This is a genomic window from Paenibacillus sp. AN1007, assembly GCF_040702995.1.
In the GTDB taxonomy this organism is placed as follows: Bacteria; Bacillota; Bacilli; order Paenibacillales; family Paenibacillaceae; genus Paenibacillus.
In genome coordinates, this window is record NZ_CP159992.1 from 5,424,262 (window position 1) to 5,440,000 (window position 15,739).

Annotated in this window: 7 protein-coding genes, 17 tRNA genes and 3 rRNA genes (1 of these 27 cut by a window edge); 3 read left to right on the forward strand and 24 right to left on the reverse strand. The window is 50.3% G+C overall.

Translation table 11 applies throughout. From position 1 onward, the window contains the following. The first annotated feature begins 3 nt into the window (after window positions 1–3). Window positions 4–1,380 (forward strand): sugar phosphate nucleotidyltransferase, encoded by a 1,377-nt coding sequence (locus ABXS70_RS24300; RefSeq protein WP_366291517.1) that lies wholly within the window; start codon window positions 4–6, stop codon window positions 1,378–1,380. Between the two features lie 493 nt (window positions 1,381–1,873). Here ABXS70_RS24300 and ABXS70_RS24305 read toward each other — a convergent pair whose 3' ends face one another. The 4 genes from ABXS70_RS24305 to ABXS70_RS24320 all read right to left on the reverse strand — a co-directional run bounded on the left by ABXS70_RS24305 (window position 1,874) and on the right by ABXS70_RS24320 (window position 7,533). Beyond that, on the reverse strand, window positions 1,874–3,517 hold the full coding sequence (locus ABXS70_RS24305) for an MBL fold metallo-hydrolase (RefSeq protein ID WP_366291520.1): 1,644 nt from the start codon (window positions 3,515–3,517) through the stop codon (window positions 1,874–1,876). Beyond that, the gene (locus ABXS70_RS24310; protein WP_366296762.1) at window positions 3,514–5,112 is read right to left on the reverse strand and encodes an iron ABC transporter permease; all 1,599 of its coding nucleotides are present in this window, start codon (window positions 5,110–5,112) and stop codon (window positions 3,514–3,516) included. The genes ABXS70_RS24305 and ABXS70_RS24310 overlap by 4 nt, the downstream gene beginning before the upstream one ends. 164 nt (window positions 5,113–5,276) lie before the next feature. Continuing rightward, window positions 5,277–6,353, reverse strand: coding sequence for an ABC transporter substrate-binding protein (locus tag ABXS70_RS24315; protein WP_366291523.1), 1,077 nt, complete (start codon window positions 6,351–6,353; stop codon window positions 5,277–5,279). A gap of 118 nt (window positions 6,354–6,471) precedes the next feature. Then, entirely contained in the window at window positions 6,472–7,533 is a 1,062-nt protein-coding gene (locus ABXS70_RS24320) for an ABC transporter ATP-binding protein (protein WP_366291526.1), read from the reverse strand. Window positions 7,534–7,954: 421 nt separating this feature from the next. Between ABXS70_RS24320 and ABXS70_RS24325 the strand changes: the two genes are divergently transcribed. Together ABXS70_RS24325 and ABXS70_RS24330 are read left to right on the forward strand one after the other, a co-directional pair. Continuing rightward, a complete protein-coding gene (locus ABXS70_RS24325) occupies window positions 7,955–8,878 on the forward strand; it encodes a LysR family transcriptional regulator (protein ID WP_366291529.1) in 924 nt (307 codons plus the stop codon). 138 nt (window positions 8,879–9,016) lie between these two features. Continuing rightward, window positions 9,017–9,877, forward strand: coding sequence for a hypothetical protein (locus tag ABXS70_RS24330; protein ID WP_366291532.1), 861 nt, complete (start codon window positions 9,017–9,019; stop codon window positions 9,875–9,877). A gap of 230 nt (window positions 9,878–10,107) precedes the next feature. Here ABXS70_RS24330 and ABXS70_RS24335 read toward each other — a convergent pair. The 20 genes from ABXS70_RS24335 to ABXS70_RS24430 all read right to left on the reverse strand — a co-directional run. Next, window positions 10,108–10,178 (reverse strand) — tRNA-Gly (locus ABXS70_RS24335). Between the two features lie 11 nt (window positions 10,179–10,189). After that, window positions 10,190–10,263, reverse strand: a tRNA-Pro gene (locus ABXS70_RS24340). Between the two features lie 16 nt (window positions 10,264–10,279). Continuing rightward, window positions 10,280–10,356 (reverse strand) — tRNA-Arg (locus ABXS70_RS24345). Window positions 10,357–10,362: 6 nt separating this feature from the next. After that, window positions 10,363–10,437: transfer RNA gene (locus tag ABXS70_RS24350), tRNA-Gly, on the reverse strand. Between the two features lie 8 nt (window positions 10,438–10,445). Further along, window positions 10,446–10,533: transfer RNA gene (locus tag ABXS70_RS24355), tRNA-Leu, on the reverse strand. A 12-nt stretch (window positions 10,534–10,545) separates the two neighbouring features. Then, window positions 10,546–10,618 (reverse strand) — tRNA-Lys (locus ABXS70_RS24360). Window positions 10,619–10,626: 8 nt separating this feature from the next. Then, a tRNA-Gln gene (locus tag ABXS70_RS24365) sits at window positions 10,627–10,701 on the reverse strand. Window positions 10,702–10,714: 13 nt separating this feature from the next. After that, window positions 10,715–10,790, reverse strand: a tRNA-His gene (locus ABXS70_RS24370). Between the two features lie 93 nt (window positions 10,791–10,883). Beyond that, window positions 10,884–10,959: transfer RNA gene (locus ABXS70_RS24375), tRNA-Thr, on the reverse strand. Window positions 10,960–10,979: 20 nt separating this feature from the next. After that, window positions 10,980–11,057, reverse strand: a tRNA-Asp gene (locus ABXS70_RS24380). A 28-nt stretch (window positions 11,058–11,085) separates the two neighbouring features. After that, window positions 11,086–11,159, reverse strand: a tRNA-Met gene (locus tag ABXS70_RS24385). 17 nt (window positions 11,160–11,176) lie between these two features. Next, a tRNA-Val gene (locus ABXS70_RS24390) sits at window positions 11,177–11,252 on the reverse strand. 7 nt (window positions 11,253–11,259) lie between these two features. After that, window positions 11,260–11,331, reverse strand: a tRNA-Glu gene (locus tag ABXS70_RS24395). Between the two features lie 15 nt (window positions 11,332–11,346). Beyond that, a tRNA-Ser gene (locus ABXS70_RS24400) sits at window positions 11,347–11,438 on the reverse strand. Between the two features lies 1 nt (window position 11,439). Next, a tRNA-Asn gene (locus ABXS70_RS24405) sits at window positions 11,440–11,515 on the reverse strand. 1 nt (window position 11,516) lies between these two features. Next, window positions 11,517–11,592, reverse strand: a tRNA-Ala gene (locus ABXS70_RS24410). 27 nt (window positions 11,593–11,619) lie between these two features. After that, window positions 11,620–11,693, reverse strand: a tRNA-Ile gene (locus ABXS70_RS24415). 57 nt (window positions 11,694–11,750) lie between these two features. Beyond that, window positions 11,751–11,867 (reverse strand): 5S ribosomal RNA (gene rrf / locus ABXS70_RS24420). Between the two features lie 150 nt (window positions 11,868–12,017). Beyond that, window positions 12,018–14,963, reverse strand: a 23S ribosomal RNA gene (locus ABXS70_RS24425). Window positions 14,964–15,353: 390 nt separating this feature from the next. Beyond that, window positions 15,354–15,739: ribosomal RNA gene (locus tag ABXS70_RS24430) — 16S ribosomal RNA — on the reverse strand (it continues 1,169 nt past the right edge of the window). Together the 16S, 23S and 5S rRNA genes with 17 tRNA genes alongside form the textbook arrangement of a ribosomal RNA operon.

Sequence of the window (15,739 nt, forward strand, 5' to 3'; positions counted from 1 at the left end):
CCCATGCATATCGTACTGCTGTGCGGCGGCTCTGGCAAAAGGCTCTGGCCGTTATCCAATGAGCTCCGCTCCAAGCTGTTCGTAGATATACTTCCATCACCCGCTGGAGGTAGGGAATCCATGATCAGCAGAGTATGCCGCCAGCTTGAAAGTTCATGCTTAACGGATTCAACGCTCATTATTTCACATCAGGATCAGGCTAACATTACGGCTCGACATACTCAAGGCAAAATACCAGTCATCGGGGAACCTTATAAGCGAGGTACTTTTACTGCCGCAGCCTTAGCAACTTTATATCTTCGATCCTTTCGAATGGCTAAAAATGACGATGTAATCTGTATCGCGCCTGCCGATGTGTTCGCAGGTGAAGATTTTTTCAGCAACTTTCAATTACTGCCGGACATATTGAAACAGTCTCAAGCCGATATTGCTTTAATTGGGACAAGGCCTACACATGCATCAGACCAGTATGGATACATCCTGCCGGGTAGGGAAGAACGTAATGCTTATGCGCCAATAACACAATTTATAGAAAAACCCGAAACCGCCATTGCTGAAACTCTACTACAGCGTGGGGCACTATGGAACTGCGGCGTATACGCGTTCACCGTCGAATTTATGATATCCCATATTCAAAAAATGGGACTTCCCGTTCATTATGACCAATTGTCATCCCTGTATGAAGTACTGCCTGAACGAAGTTTTGACAAGCATGTTGCAGAAAAGGCGCAGCGGGCCGTAGTAATGCCTTATAAGGGAATATGGCAGGATATCGGAAGCTGGGATACGCTATGCGCTCAGTTAGGTTCCCATGTATTCGGACATGGTGGAATCTCGGGATCTTCCTTCGATTCCTATATTATTAATGAGCTTCCCTACCCCGTGCAAATCATTGGTGTGCCAGGTATTATCGCTGCCGCAAGTCCTGACGGCATTCTCATTGCCAACAAAAATAATTCAAATGAAATTAAAGCACAATTAGGCAGCTTGCCACTAAAACCAATGTATGGCGAAGCATTCTGGGGCAGTTATCGTGTCATAGAGAGCTCGACAGAAGATGAAAATACAACCGTAACCACACTGAACACAACGGTTCTACCGGGCAAACATATCGGACTGCACTGGCACCGGGCAGGATGTAGAGCGTGGACGGTACTAGCAGGCAGCGGTCACTTGCTTATCAACGGACAGGTCACTCAGGTGACAATCGGCAATCAGTTCAAGATCACCTCGGAGAGCGTCTATTCTATTCTCGCTGAAACCAGAATGGTCATCCTTGAAGTGCGGATCGGCAAACCCGAGGATGAAAACAACATCCTTTTTGAGAATGAAGATTGGAATATAATTGTAGAACGTGCAGGATCGTACGAAACCAAATAGGAATCATCTCAACTCAATCTAAAATTCTGACTGTAGGCTCGGGAACAACAAGTGAAACCCGATCACATAAAAAAGAGGTTCTTGCGTTCAGGCAAGGACCTCTTCAATTTCATGTGGAGATAGATGCTGAAATGGTCCTTGTGACTTGGAACATCAACAACTGTATATTCATTCACCTTGCTGTCACGCGCTTTGCAGCACCCGATTAGATAAGGGAGGGTCGTATTGGTTGTGAATGGATAGAATCGAATGCAAAGACAGCTCCACGTTCTTACTGTGATCTGGAACATGAATCTCCAGCAGCATGGAAAGTGCGGCTTGTTCAATGCTGCAGGCCGGGAGAGACGGAACTGGCTAATTGAGGTATAGTTAATTGATGCTGCACTGCGGCTAAATCTCAAAAACGAATACGCTAAAAGGCCTACTAAGTGCCATTTTCACTCAGTTCGAACTATCCATGCAGCAAAGTGGGCGTTATTTTTCAAGCCACCCTTCAAAAGATTAATTCATCACCAGGAGACAGAAGATCAATATCTGCTTCTGGTCGAAAAAGTCCACCCAGCAGACCCTGCCTCAGCCGTTCTGTCTCGGCCAGATCTGTATGCACAAGCACGCTATGCCGGGCAGATATCTGATTAAACATGTGCTCAACATTCTGCCAGCCTTGATGCACCTTATAACGAACCTTTTCCACCCTGCATACACCGTATTGCTCCGGGGTTTCGAGCAGTTGATAGGCAAATGTGCCAGCCGAAGTATGCCCGGTGAGCAGAATCAGATTGTTCGCATCAGATGCCCACACTTTGTAATACCATTGTGCCAGTGAAGACTGCATCATTCCGTCTGGAATAAACCAGAGCGAAGCTTCATATTTTGTGAGCAACCTTGTTCGCTCTTCGGTTGTACCAACTCTTTCCCAACCTTCCCCGCTCAGAAATCTTGCAATACTGTCAGCAGGCGTACGCTTGAGGATCTCACCCTCCTGCTCTCTAAGCCAGAAGGGTGCGCGGTTCAATTGCCCCATACCTTCCGCTAGTTTCTGCTCCACAATCAGCGGCATATCTGGAAAGCACTGCTGTGCCCACAGAATCAGCTCCTGTCCTCGGCCTACTGCAGGCATCGGCAAAAGCACCTTGCCACCGCAGCCAAGCGCCTTACTGATGGCATGCTCCAACTGCTGCAGCTTGTCTGCCTGTGTGTCCCTATCCGTTCCATATGCGGCATCTATGATTGCCAGATCAAGGCTGACTCTCGTTGGAGAAGGTATAACCGTGTTTTCTTTCGTTCGTTCACCCCTGGGCCTCTGGTCTGCAATGGCTTTGTCATCCGTGGACACGGAGGGATATAGACGTGATTCCGTCTTCAAACCAAGAGAAGCAGCGAGAGAACCTACAGAAGAATCAACCATTGCTTCTTCAGCTCTGGTAGCCCCAAGAGCATGAGCCTGAACATATGCTGCCTGTTGAATCATTTTTTTATCAGCCACATTATACTTCTCTTGTAGACCTTGAGTCCCCCCTATCGAAATCGGAATGGACTCCGCCCACGTTCTATGCTGACGCTCCAGATCTGCACGCTGGAACCCATCGTTCACATCATCTGCCTGCAGCAGCATAGACTCTGATGTGTAATCACCGGAGTATAGAATTCGCTTCCCTTCCATCTCAATCCCGAGCCAGACGGATCCAGCCAGATGTCCGCTTCGACCCCAGATCACTGACACACCAGGCAGCAGTTCAAACCAGCATTCACGCTCGGCTTCATCCTCCAAAAACCGATAGCGAATAAGCCGCTCATCCGCTTCACCATAGGGCAGGGGTTGACCTGCATGTTCCATGTTACGACGCCAAGCTTTAAAATACGTTGTTAACTGCTCCTTTGTCTCGCGTGTTGTCCACACTTCCCCTGTATACCCCAGCTTGTAGAGCAGCGGAATGGCAGCAGAGTGATCCTCATGCGCATGGGACAACAGCAGGGCATCCAGCTGCGGCACGACCTCCGGTTCGATGAGCGGATACTCGCCGCTTCCCTCTTTTTTCACACCACAATCCAGCAGTAAACGCTGACGGCTCCCGCTAAGTAGATAGGCGGAACGTCCGTGCTCGCCCGCACCGCCCCATACATTCAGTTTGATCATGAAGCATTCCACTTTCTCTTTGAATTCAGCATCTCTATCCCCAGCAGCATCAGCACTGTCATCCCGACGGTTACCACAGCCATTGCCATTCCAAGCGATACCTGGCCCTGTTCAAATTGGGCAAAAATATACGTCGCCGACGTCTGCATCGACGGCGGAAGAATAAGCAGCGAGCCGACCAATTCCCTAGTCGCAATCGTAAATGTCATCATCCAGCCGGCCAGCATGCCGGGCAGGATCAGTGGCACAAGGATACGCCGCAAAATGTACAGCGGCCTGCCGCCAAACACCTGACCCGCCTGAAACAGCGTGCCGTCGATCTGGGTAAAGCTTGATTTAACATACTGCACGGTGTACGGCAGGAACAGTACAACATAGGTGAGCACCACCATACCGTAGGTGTTGTACAGCGTCATAGGCATCCACGGGGAGTTCCAGAACAGAATCAGACCAACCACCATAACGATACCTGGCACGGTGTTTGGCAGTAGACTGAACAGGTCGATAACCCGCTGCATGAACGAAGATGATTTGCCAATTGCCAGCGCAAACCCGGTGCCTATGATGACTGCCACCGTAGAAGCCGCCAGCGACAATCCCAGACTGTTCCCGATCGCCTTCATACTCACAGAACCCCAGGATAACAATTCCCGGTAGTGCTCCAATGTCAGATTATCCAGAGCCAGTCCGGTTCCCCGCAGCTTCATCGTGGAAGCCGCGATGATCGAAAAGTATGGAATGCCGATCGATAGAATCAACAGGATGGCCAGATATGTACCGCACAACCATCCTGCCCAGCCTCGCAGGGAGTAACGCTTCGAGCGCTGTCCTCTGCCACCTACGAGACGATACGTGAACTTCCGGCTGATCGCGGACTGCATATACCACATCACCAGGCAGACGGACAGCAGCACAGATGCCAGCGAAGTCGCCTTCCCGAAATCAATGGGCCAGCTGGAGATGTATTTATGGATTTCAGAGGTCATGACATAATATCCGATCTTGCGTCCAAAAGTCGCGGGTGTGCCGAATTCTGCAATCGTCTTGACAAAAACAAGCATAATCCCCATCCCGTAAGACGACAGCAGCAGGGGTAAAATAATACGTCTGAACCGATATCCTGCACGTGCACCGTGCACGGCTCCCGCTTCTTCCAGATTGCCCCCGATGCGAATCAATGCATCCCGCAGCAGCAAATACAGGAATGGGAACAGGTGCAGACTCATGATCATCACCATGCCCCAAAAGCTGAAGAACAGCTCACTCCAGTTTGCAGATGAGGGCGCCCACTGCTGGAGGTATCCCCCTTTTTGCATAAACAGAATCCAGCCCATCGAGCCGATATACGGCGGGGTCATGAATGGAATCATCAGAATGACATCGACCCAGCGATGCTCACCCATTCCGGTTTTGGCCATCATCCAGGCGAGCGGCAGTGCGAGCAGCGTTGTTAACGCCACCACGCAGATGCCCAGCCATACTGAATTCAGCAGCACACCGGACAGATGATGACCGGTAATTGTTCGAATCGGAGCCATCCAGTCCCACTGCCCATTCGGGTATACACTTTGCCAGAAGATCAGCAAGAGCGGCATCCCAATACTGATTGTCAGCAGAAAGAGGGCCAGCACCACGCCCACTCTCCGAAAAATACGGTTGTTATCCGTTACAACAGGTTTCACTACGCTCACCTCACATGAATTTCCACGTCAAGACAGCAGCATCTCCTGTTGTCCACCGTTTCTGTATTTGTGTTCACTTATTTAAAAGTTTCGGAGAAACGGGCTGCGGTCTCATCCCCATGCTCGCTCATCCATGTCCAATCCACTTTCAACTGCGGGATATCCTTTACGTTGGCGCGGTTCGCTGCTTCAATGTCTTCGCGGCCTGGAATCAGATATGCATCTGCAACCAGCTTTTGTGCCTCATCCGATAACAGGTAATCGATAAATGCTTTGGCATTCTCTACATTAGGACTGGATTTCAGAATGGCTGCCGGTCTTGGGCTAATCACTGTACCTTCTTCAGGGTAGACGATATCGAGTGGTTCGCCTTTGGCTTTGGCGGAATAGGCCATGTAGTCTACACCTGCTGCTACAATGCTTTTTGCGCCCGTAATCACTGGATCAAGGGCTTCCTGATTGGCTCCTGCCATAGCGACACCGTTTGCTTTATAGGCATTCAGCAGATCCCATCCTTTTTCACCATTGGCACTCAGGTAACCTGTGATGAAATCAAGTGCGGAGCCTGACAATGTCGGATCAGGAATATTCACCGCATCTTTCCATGCTGGTGCTGCCAGGTCAGCCCAGCTCTTTGGCGGTGCAGTTACCAGCTTGCTGTTATACACAATGCCCAGTGCAGAAGCACTGCTGCTGAAATAGTTACCCTCTGCATCCGACCAATCTTTGTTCAGCTTGTCCGCATGAGCTGCTTCCGGATACGGCAGGGTGAGTCCATCTGCTTTCAGTGCTTGTGCCGAAGGCAAGGAAGCCAGAATAACAACGTCTGCGACTGGATTCGCTTTCTCTGCTTCCATACGAGCGAGAATTTTACCTGTCGTGCCTTGGAACATCTCCACTTCAATACCTGTCTTGGCTGTAAATCCATTCACGATATTGTCTGCCAGCTTCTGCGGCCCTGCACTGTACAAGACCAGTTTGCCACCTGCTGCCTTGCTCGCCGTGTCCGCTGCGGCTGCTGCATTTCCTTCTCCCGCGGGCTTCGCTGCATTTCCAGTTGTTGTGTTCCCGGTGCTGCATCCGAACAGACTCAGACTCATCACTGCTGTTAATAGAAGTGCTGCGCTCTTTTTACGTGTTTTCATACCGAACATATCATGACATCTCCCTTAGATTAGTATAAGAACAACTGCTAATGTTGTTTCTATATAAGTTGAACTATAGTTTGTATACATTCCATTCCGATGACAAAGTTCGTTTCGGCGATACCGTCTAGTTGGCGGCGGCGATCACTTCCCGCTGCTTTCTACCCGGCTTTTGATCCAAATGCTGCCCATTCAGCCCAGAATGGCTATCGCTCTCCTGCTGATCAAACATCCGGCAGATTCGGTCCGGCGATACATAGAGCTGTACTCTCTCGCCAATGCTTACTCTTTGGTTCGCATATGCCGTCCACACGTCCAGCCCTTCCATCTGCACACGTACCTCGTAGCGTTCTCCTACATAACTGACGCTGCGGATGATTCCGGGATAGCCCAAATCGTCATGCTCTGTTTTGCTCCAGGTCACATGTTCCGGACGAACCATGGATTCATTCGGCGTAAGCCAGTTAGACTTTCCGATAAACGACGCGACATAAGGGCCACTTGGTGCGGAGTAGATCGTTTCCGGGGTACCTTTTTGCAAAATCCGCCCCTTCTGCATCACCACAATCTCATCCGACATTGACATTGCCTCGATCTGATCATGCGTCACATACAGGGCAGTTAGCCCCATATCACGCACCAGTGACATCATCTCAATCCGCATCTCTTCCCGAAGCACCGCATCCAGTGCGCTCAGCGGCTCATCAAACAAGATAACACCCGGCTTCACGGCTACCGCTCTGGCAAAAGCAACCCGCTGCTGCTGTCCACCCGACAGCTGATGTGGGTACCGATCCTCCATGCCTTGCAGGCGAACCATGCCGAGGGCTTCATTCACCTTTTGCCGCAGATCAGACTTCTGTTTGCCGGCTTTCAGACCAAAAGCCACGTTCTCATATACCGTCATATGCGGCCATAGTGCAAAATCCTGAAACACCATCCCCAGATTGCGCTTGTGTGTCGGTGTATCGATCCGCTTGGCTGCAGAGTAGATATATTCACCATCTGCACGAATCTCCCCCGCATCCGGCTGTTCCAGCCCGGCAATCATGCGGAGCAGCGTCGTTTTACCGCAGCCCGAAGGGCCGAGCAGCGTTGTGAATTTTCCATGTTCAAGCGTCAGATCAGTGGGCAGTAGTGCAGGAATTTGATGAAATGATTTTTGAACTCCCGTTAACTCCAGTTTCATGAGCATCCCTGCCTGTCTTTTGTACTTATCTTCTGTGTTAAATCTTTGTACTTATTTCTTGGATTGATCTCTTGTGCTTATTTCAGATGGTTTCTTGATATATTGACCTCTCGCGTTCCTCTTTTGCACTGGTCTCGTTAGGCTGCCTGACCTATTTAGGCTTATTCCCTGTGTACTTCTCTGGTACTGAACAGCTTCCTTTCTGCTTCTTTCCTGCATTCTTTGCTGTACTGTTCTCAGTCTAACGCTCGCCTTCGAGAGTTGTTTGTTATGTTTGTAAAATGGGAATTAACTTTTTGGATGAATTCTGTTGATCTTCATAGATTAAATCTATAGATATGACATCATTTTTTCTCATCGAAAGCATCGTATTGTCATGAACACCAAAGAGGTGTATGGAAACGAGAGGAGTGCGGAGAGGTTGAATCTGATTAAATTGCAAATTGTCGAGCTGATCGACAAGCATCATCATATGACAAGTGTGGCAGAATTACTGGGGATTAAACAGCCGACCGTCACCTTTCATATGAAGTCGCTGGAGGAAGAGATGGGAGTACGTTTATTCGAATCACGTAGTGGAAAGACATTTCTAACCGAGGCTGGACAAGCTTTGCTTCATTATTCTGTCAAAATCAATGCACTGACCCAGGAGGCACGCCGTGTAGTCAAAGAATACGGCAGTCTGTACCGGGGTACGCTCCATATTGGAGCAAGTTATGTACCCGCTACGTATCTGCTTCCTGCGATGCTGCATTCCTTCTCTCAGGTGTTTCCCGGCATTGGATTGGTGTTGTCGATTAAACCGGCCCCGGTCATCCGCGAGATGGTCATCCGACATCAGCTTGATCTCGGTATCATCTCGTCAGAGCCGTTTGTTGGACCCACATTACACTCAGAGACGCTGTGTGAGGATGATCTCGTGCTTATCTGCTCTCCCAAGCATGGGTTAGCGCATAAAGAATTGCTGCATCCTGAAGATATCGTACAAGTCCCCTTCGCGTTACATGGTGATGAGTCAAGTACACGAAAGCTGACCAACCAATGGCTTGAACAGCATGATATCCGGCTGCGGAGTACAGTTGAGATGGATTCTCTGGAGGCGATCAAACAGCTCGTATTAATCGGTGGTCATATCTCGTTCATGTCACGGATGGCAGTACAGTGGGAAGAACGACAAGGAATCATTCACGTGCTCCCTATTCCGGGAGAGCAGGCACCGCGTCATATCTATATGATACATAACAAGGACCGCCATCCTTCTGTTCAAGTCGATCGCTTCCAAACCGTGCTGCGCGAGGTTATCGGTATGAGGACCGCTGCTATGCCGTCTGAGCCTGTCAGTTGAACCGTTATAAACTATGGCTGACCATTCATGAAATCTATGCAGGGTTAACGTAATGTGCGCTTCCCTTTAATCGCCCTCACATTCTCTGACGTTAAAGTGAGGACTGTACGTTAATTCCGATTAGGAGAGTGATTGGTCTTGAAAAAATGGAAAAAGGCAGCCGTCTCTTTGATGCTGAGCATTGTCACTATGGGAAGTGGACTGACATTTCTGGAAACGCCGCAGGCTTCCGCCGCTGCCAACGCCGTTCCCGCATATGAAGTGAAGTTTCTAGCGAAGCCGGAGCTTGTATTAAATAACGACGGGACACCCCGAAGTGAAACCATTCAGACCCTTGGGCTGAATGCTGCACCACGACATATCAATGTAGAATACTTTGATACCCATGCTCTCGGATTGGATGCAGAAGGCTGGAATGTCCGTTTTCGCAAAAAGGATGATAAAAACAACTACGAGTTAACCTATAAAAAGCGTTATCCTGTCATTAACGGGGACATCGATGCAGCGTTGACACTTGCAAACCAGGAAGGTTTTGATTCATCAGATGATAACTATGAGGCAGAGATTGACTGGGGATATGGCAAACAGACCTTGAGCTTCTCCAATACAAAGAAAGTAGATAGCAGAATAACTGGCACACAGCTGCCTTCCGAGAAAGATGCCCTGAACCTGCTGCTGGACAAACTCCCCGGTAAATTGAAAAACTGGTCTGCCTCTAACTGGGGCAAACAACAGCTGACACAGGCCCGTGCTTTTGGCCCCATCACCTTCCAGCGGTATGAAGGCACATGGAACGGTCAGGAGCTTACCCTGGAGGTATGGCCAATCCGCAGCGTCACAGGCACAGGTACGGAGAATATCGTCGAGGTTTCATTCAAAACAGACGACCCGGCAGCCGTCACTGGTCTACGCAGCCAGCTGCTGCAATTGCTTCAAAACAAGAATTGGTTAATCCCTGCCGATGGGCTGAAGACGCAGACCATTCTGGAAAGATATTAAAGTTGTATGAAACTGGATTGAATCGTAAACAGATTTCAGGATCTAATCCATAATGAGAGCTCCTTTCCTGTGCGTACTGATGCAGGAAAAGGAGCTCTTTTTTTATAATCTCATTATGAATTTAATTCGAGACATTTTATGCCAGGCGGGAGGTAAGCTGTGACCATATGCATATCCAACTACAACAAAAAAACACCTGCAATCTGCAGGTGTTCCTTATTAAAGAAGAAAGCGGGTGATGGGAATCGAACCCACGCTATTAGCTTGGAAGGCTAAAGTTCTACCATTGAACTACACCCGCATAAACAAAAATCGGGATGACACGATTTGAACATGCGACCCCCTGGTCCCAAACCAGGTGCTCTACCAAGCTGAGCTACATCCCGATATGAAAGGAAATAATGGCGCGCCCTGAGAGATTCGAACTCCCGGCCTTTTGATTCGTAGTCAAACGCTCTATCCAGCTGAGCTAAGGGCGCAAATATTGGAGCGGAAGACGGGAATCGAACCCGCGACCCTCGCCTTGGCAAGGCGATGCTCTACCGCTGAGCCACTTCCGCAAAACAATTGGTGCGGTCGAGAGGACTCGAACCTCCACGGGGGGTTAGCCCACACGGACCTGAACCGTGCGCGTCTGCCAATTCCGCCACGACCGCATAATATGAAAGTGAGTCATGAAGGATTCGAACCTTCGACACCCTGATTAAAAGTCAGGTGCTCTACCAGCTGAGCTAATGACTCATAGTAAATGGCTGGGGATATAGGATTTGAACCTATGCATGACGGAGTCAAAGTCCGTTGCCTTACCGCTTGGCTAATCCCCATTAAGAAAATTGATGGGGCGATCGAGGGGAATTGAACCCCCGAATGCCGGATCCACAAACCGGTGCGTTAACCACTTCGCCACGATCGCCATAACAGTTAAACATCATTGCATGAGTTTTTAGTATTACCCTCAGAATATATATTATACTCTTTATAACCTTCTGAATGCAAAATACTAAAATGGTGCCGGCGAGAGGACTTGAACCCCCAACCTACTGATTACAAGTCAGTTGCTCTACCAGTTGAGCTACACCGGCACGGTGTAAAAAATTAAAGATGGCGGAACCGACGGGATTCGAACCCGCGATCTCCTGCGTGACAGGCAGGCATGTTAGGCCAACTACACCACGGTTCCAGATCACTTTCGGTTAGGAAAGCTGCAATTGCGGGGGCAGGATTTGAACCTGCGGCCTTCGGGTTATGAGCCCGACGAGCTACCGGGCTGCTCCACCCCGCGTCATTAATAAAAATATATGGTGGAGGCTGAGGGGATCGAACCCCCGACCCTCTGCTTGTAAGGCAGATGCTCTCCCAGCTGAGCTAAGCCTCCATATATATGACCCGTAGGGGATTCGAACCCCTGTTACCTCCGTGAAAGGGAGGTGTCTTAACCCCTTGACCAACGGGCCCTGCTAAAATAATTGTGGCGGAGAGAGAGGGATTCGAACCCTCGAGACGCTTGTGACGCCTACACGATTTCCAATCGTGCTCCTTCGGCCAGCTCGGACACCTCTCCATGGCTCCCCGAACAGGACTCGAACCTGTGACAACTCGATTAACAGTCGAGTGCTCTACCAACTGAGCTATCAGGGAATGGTGGAGCCAAGCGGGATCGAACCGCTGACCTCCTGCTTGCAAGGCAGGCGCTCTCCCAGCTGAGCTATGGCCCCATTCATGTACTTCTTATTTAGTTACTATGGGCCTTGGTGGACTCGAACCACCGGCCTCACCCTTATCAGAGGTGCGCTCTAACCAACTGAGCTAAAGGCCCGCATGTTTATCCCATTTCCCTAACAAGGGAGGCAAAAAAAATATCCCAAAGGGAATCGCTTGGCGGCGTCCTACTCTCCCAGGACCCTGCGGTCCAAGTACCATCGGCGCTAGAGGGCTTAACGGTCGTGTTCGGGATGGGTACGTGTGGAACCCCTCCGCCATCGCCACCAAACGCGATTGGATCGAAGTTGTACTTCTTTCCATTCAGTTGAAACTGAAAACCAACCACACCTTAAGGGATGTACCGATTTTCATGTCATTCAGAGTGTTGTTCTCTGAAAACTAGATTCGAAACGAAACTCACGCGACTTAAAACCTGCTATTGGATAAGCCCTCGACCGATTAGTACTGGTCAGCTCCATGCATTGCTGCACTTCCACCCCCAGCCTATCTACCTCGTCGTCTTCAAGGGGTCTTACATACTGGGAAATCTCATCTTGAGGGGGGCTTCACGCTTAGATGCTTTCAGCGCTTATCCCGTCCGTACATAGCTACCCAGCGGTGCTCCTGGCGGAACAACTGGTACACCAGCGGTACGTCCATCCCGGTCCTCTCGTACTAAGGACAGCTCCTCTCAAATTTCCTACGCCCACGACAGATAGGGACCGAACTGTCTCACGACGTTCTGAACCCAGCTCGCGTACCGCTTTAATGGGCGAACAGCCCAACCCTTGGGACCTACTTCAGCCCCAGGATGCGATGAGCCGACATCGAGGTGCCAAACCTCCCCGTCGATGTGGACTCTTGGGGGAGATAAGCCTGTTATCCCCAGGGTAGCTTTTATCCGTTGAGCGATGGCCCTTCCATGCGGTACCACCGGATCACTAAGCCCGACTTTCGTCCCTGCTCGACTTGTAGGTCTCGCAGTCAAGCTCCCTTATGCCTTTGCACTCTTCGAATGATTTCCAACCATTCTGAGGGAACCTTTGGGCGCCTCCGTTACTCTTTAGGAGGCGACCGCCCCAGTCAAACTGCCCACCTGACACTGTCCCCGTACCCGCTAAGGGCACCAGGTTAGAACCTAGATACGATCAGGGTGGTATCCCAACGGTGCCTCCACACAAGCTGGCGCTCATGCTTCAAAGGCTCCCACCTATCCTGTACAGATCGTACCCAAATTCAATATCAAGCTGCAGTAAAGCTCCATGGGGTCTTTCCGTCTTGTCGCGGGTAACCTGCATCTTCACAGGTATTAAAATTTCACCGGATCTCTCGTTGAGACAGCGCCCAAGTCGTTACGCCATTCGTGCGGGTCAGAATTTACCTGACAAGGAATTTCGCTACCTTAGGACCGTTATAGTTACGGCCGCCGTTTACTGGGGCTTCGGTTCACAGCTTCGGGATTACTCCCTAACCACTCCCCTTAACCTTCCAGCACCGGGCAGGCGTCAGCCCGTATACTTCGCCTTACGGCTTCGCACAGACCTGTGTTTTTGCTAAACAGTCGCTTGGGCCTTTTCACTGCGGCCCCCTCGTGCTATTCACACTACCGGGGCACCCCTTCTCCCGAAGTTACGGGGTCATTTTGCCGAGTTCCTTAACGAGAGTTCTTCCGCGCGCCTTAGAATTCTCTTCTCGCCTACCTGTGTCGGTTTGCGGTACGGGCACCTTCATCTGGCTAGAGGCTTTTCTTGGCAGTGTGAGATCATGACCTTCGCTACTGTAATTTTCACTCCCCATCACAGCTCAGCCTTATGATGTGCGGATTTGCCTACACATCAGCCTTACTGCTTGGACAGGCATCCATCAGCCTGCGTCACTACCCTACTGCGTCCCCCCATCGCTCGTAACGATTTACGGTGGTACAGGAATTTCGACCTGTTGTCCTTCGACTACGCCTTTCGGCCTCGCCTTAGGTCCCGACTTACCCTGAGCGGACGAGCCTTCCTCAGGAACCCTTAGGCTTTCGGCGGATCAGATTCTCACTGATCTTTTCGTTACTCATACCGGCATTCTCACTTGTATAATGTCCAGCGCTCCTTACGGTACACCTTCAACCCTTATACAACGCTCCCCTACCCCTGATGCAAAGCATCAAGCCATAGCTTCGGTGGTGTGTTTAGCCCCGTTACATTTTCGGCGCAGAGTCACTCGACCAGTGAGCTATTACGCACTCTTTCAATGATGGCTGCTTCTAAGCCAACATCCTGGTTGTCTGTGCAACTCCACATCCTTTCCCACTTAACACACACTTGGGGACCTTAGCTGATGGTCTGGGCTGTTTCCCTTTTGACAATGGATCTTAGCACTCACTGTCTGACTCCCGGAAGTAAGTCTATGGCATTCGGAGTTTGACTGAGCTTGGTAACCCTTGCGGGCCCCGCACCCAATCAGTGCTCTACCTCCACGACTCTGTTTTCCGAGGCTAGCCCTAAAGCTATTTCGGGGAGAACCAGCTATCTCCGAGTTCGATTGGAATTTCTCCGCTACCCCCACCTCATCCCCGCACTTTTCAACGTGCGTGGGTTCGGGCCTCCAGTGCGTGTTACCGCACCTTCACCCTGGACAGGGGTAGATCACCCGGTTTCGGGTCTACGTCCACGTACTACATCGCCCTATTCAGACTCGCTTTCGCTGCGGCTCCGGCTCTTCACCTTAACCTTGCACGGGAACGTAACTCGCCGGTTCATTCTACAAAAGGCACGCCATCACCCTGTTGACGAACAAGTTCGCAACATAGGGCTCTGACTTTTTGTAAGCACACGGTTTCAGGTTCTATTTCACTCCCCTTCCGGGGTGCTTTTCACCTTTCCCTCACGGTACTGCTTCACTATCGGTCGCTAGGAAGTATTTAGCCTTGGCAGATGGTCCTGCCGGATTCATACGGGGTTTCACGTGCCCCGCACTACTCGGGATCCGTCTCGGAGGGAACAGACTTTCAATTACAGGGCTTTTACCTTCTTTGGCGGGCCTTTCCAGACCTCTTCGCTTAACCGGTTCCTTTGTAACTCCATGTGAGACGTCCCACAACCCCAAAGAGCAAGCTCTTTGGTTTGGGCTTCTCCGCGTTCGCTCGCCGCTACTGACGGAATCACTATTGTTTTCTCTTCCTCAGGGTACTTAGATGTTTCAGTTCCCCTGGTATGCCTCTGCACAACCTATGTATTCAGTTGTGAGTAACTGGATATTACCCCAGCTGGGTTTCCCCATTCGGACATCCCCGGATCAAAGCTTGCTTACAGCTCCCCGAGGCAGTATCGTTGTTCGCCACGTCCTTCATCGGCTCCTAGCGCCTAGGCATCCTCCGTGTGCTCTTAGCAGCTTAACCAGTTCGCTCGTGTTCGAGCTGTCGCTTCCCTTGTTTTGAACTTCGTTCAAAGCCAAAAGTCGCTCCATTTCGATCACTCGCTCCAGCAATCTACCTTATAAACACTTCACTTGTTGACACAAGTTCAGCTCGGATGATTGTTGTTCGGTTACTTGAACCGAGCCAGCATTCATCCTTAAAAGGAATGTTCTAATTCGCGTTTGTTTCGTTTCGATATCTAGTTTTCAAAGAACAAATCGGTTTCTTCGGTCCGTTCACCATAAGTGTCGGTCGAAAAAATGAGATGATTGAGAGTTTGAGCTCTCAAAACTGAGCAACGAGTGAGCAACTAGCCGACCTGGCTAGATTTTAGTTTTGAATGTCTTCATTGCAGAAGACGATTCTCCATAGAAAGGAGGTGATCCAGCCGCACCTTCCGATACGGCTACCTTGTTACGACTTCACCCCAATCATCTATCCCACCTTCGGCGGCTGGCTCCTTGCGGTTACCCCACCGACTTCGGGTGTTATAAACTCTCGTGGTGTGACGGGCGGTGTGTACAAGACCCGGGAACGTATTCACCGCGGCATGCTGATCCGCGATTACTAGCAATTCCGACTTCATGCAGGCGAGTTGCAGCCTGCAATCCGAACTGAGACCGGCTTTTTAGGATTGGTTCCACCTCGCGGCTTCACTGCCCGTTGTACCGGCCATTGTAGTACGTGTGTAGCCCAGGTCATAAGGGGCATGATGATTTGACGTCATCCCCACCTTCCTCCGGTTTGTCACCGGCAGT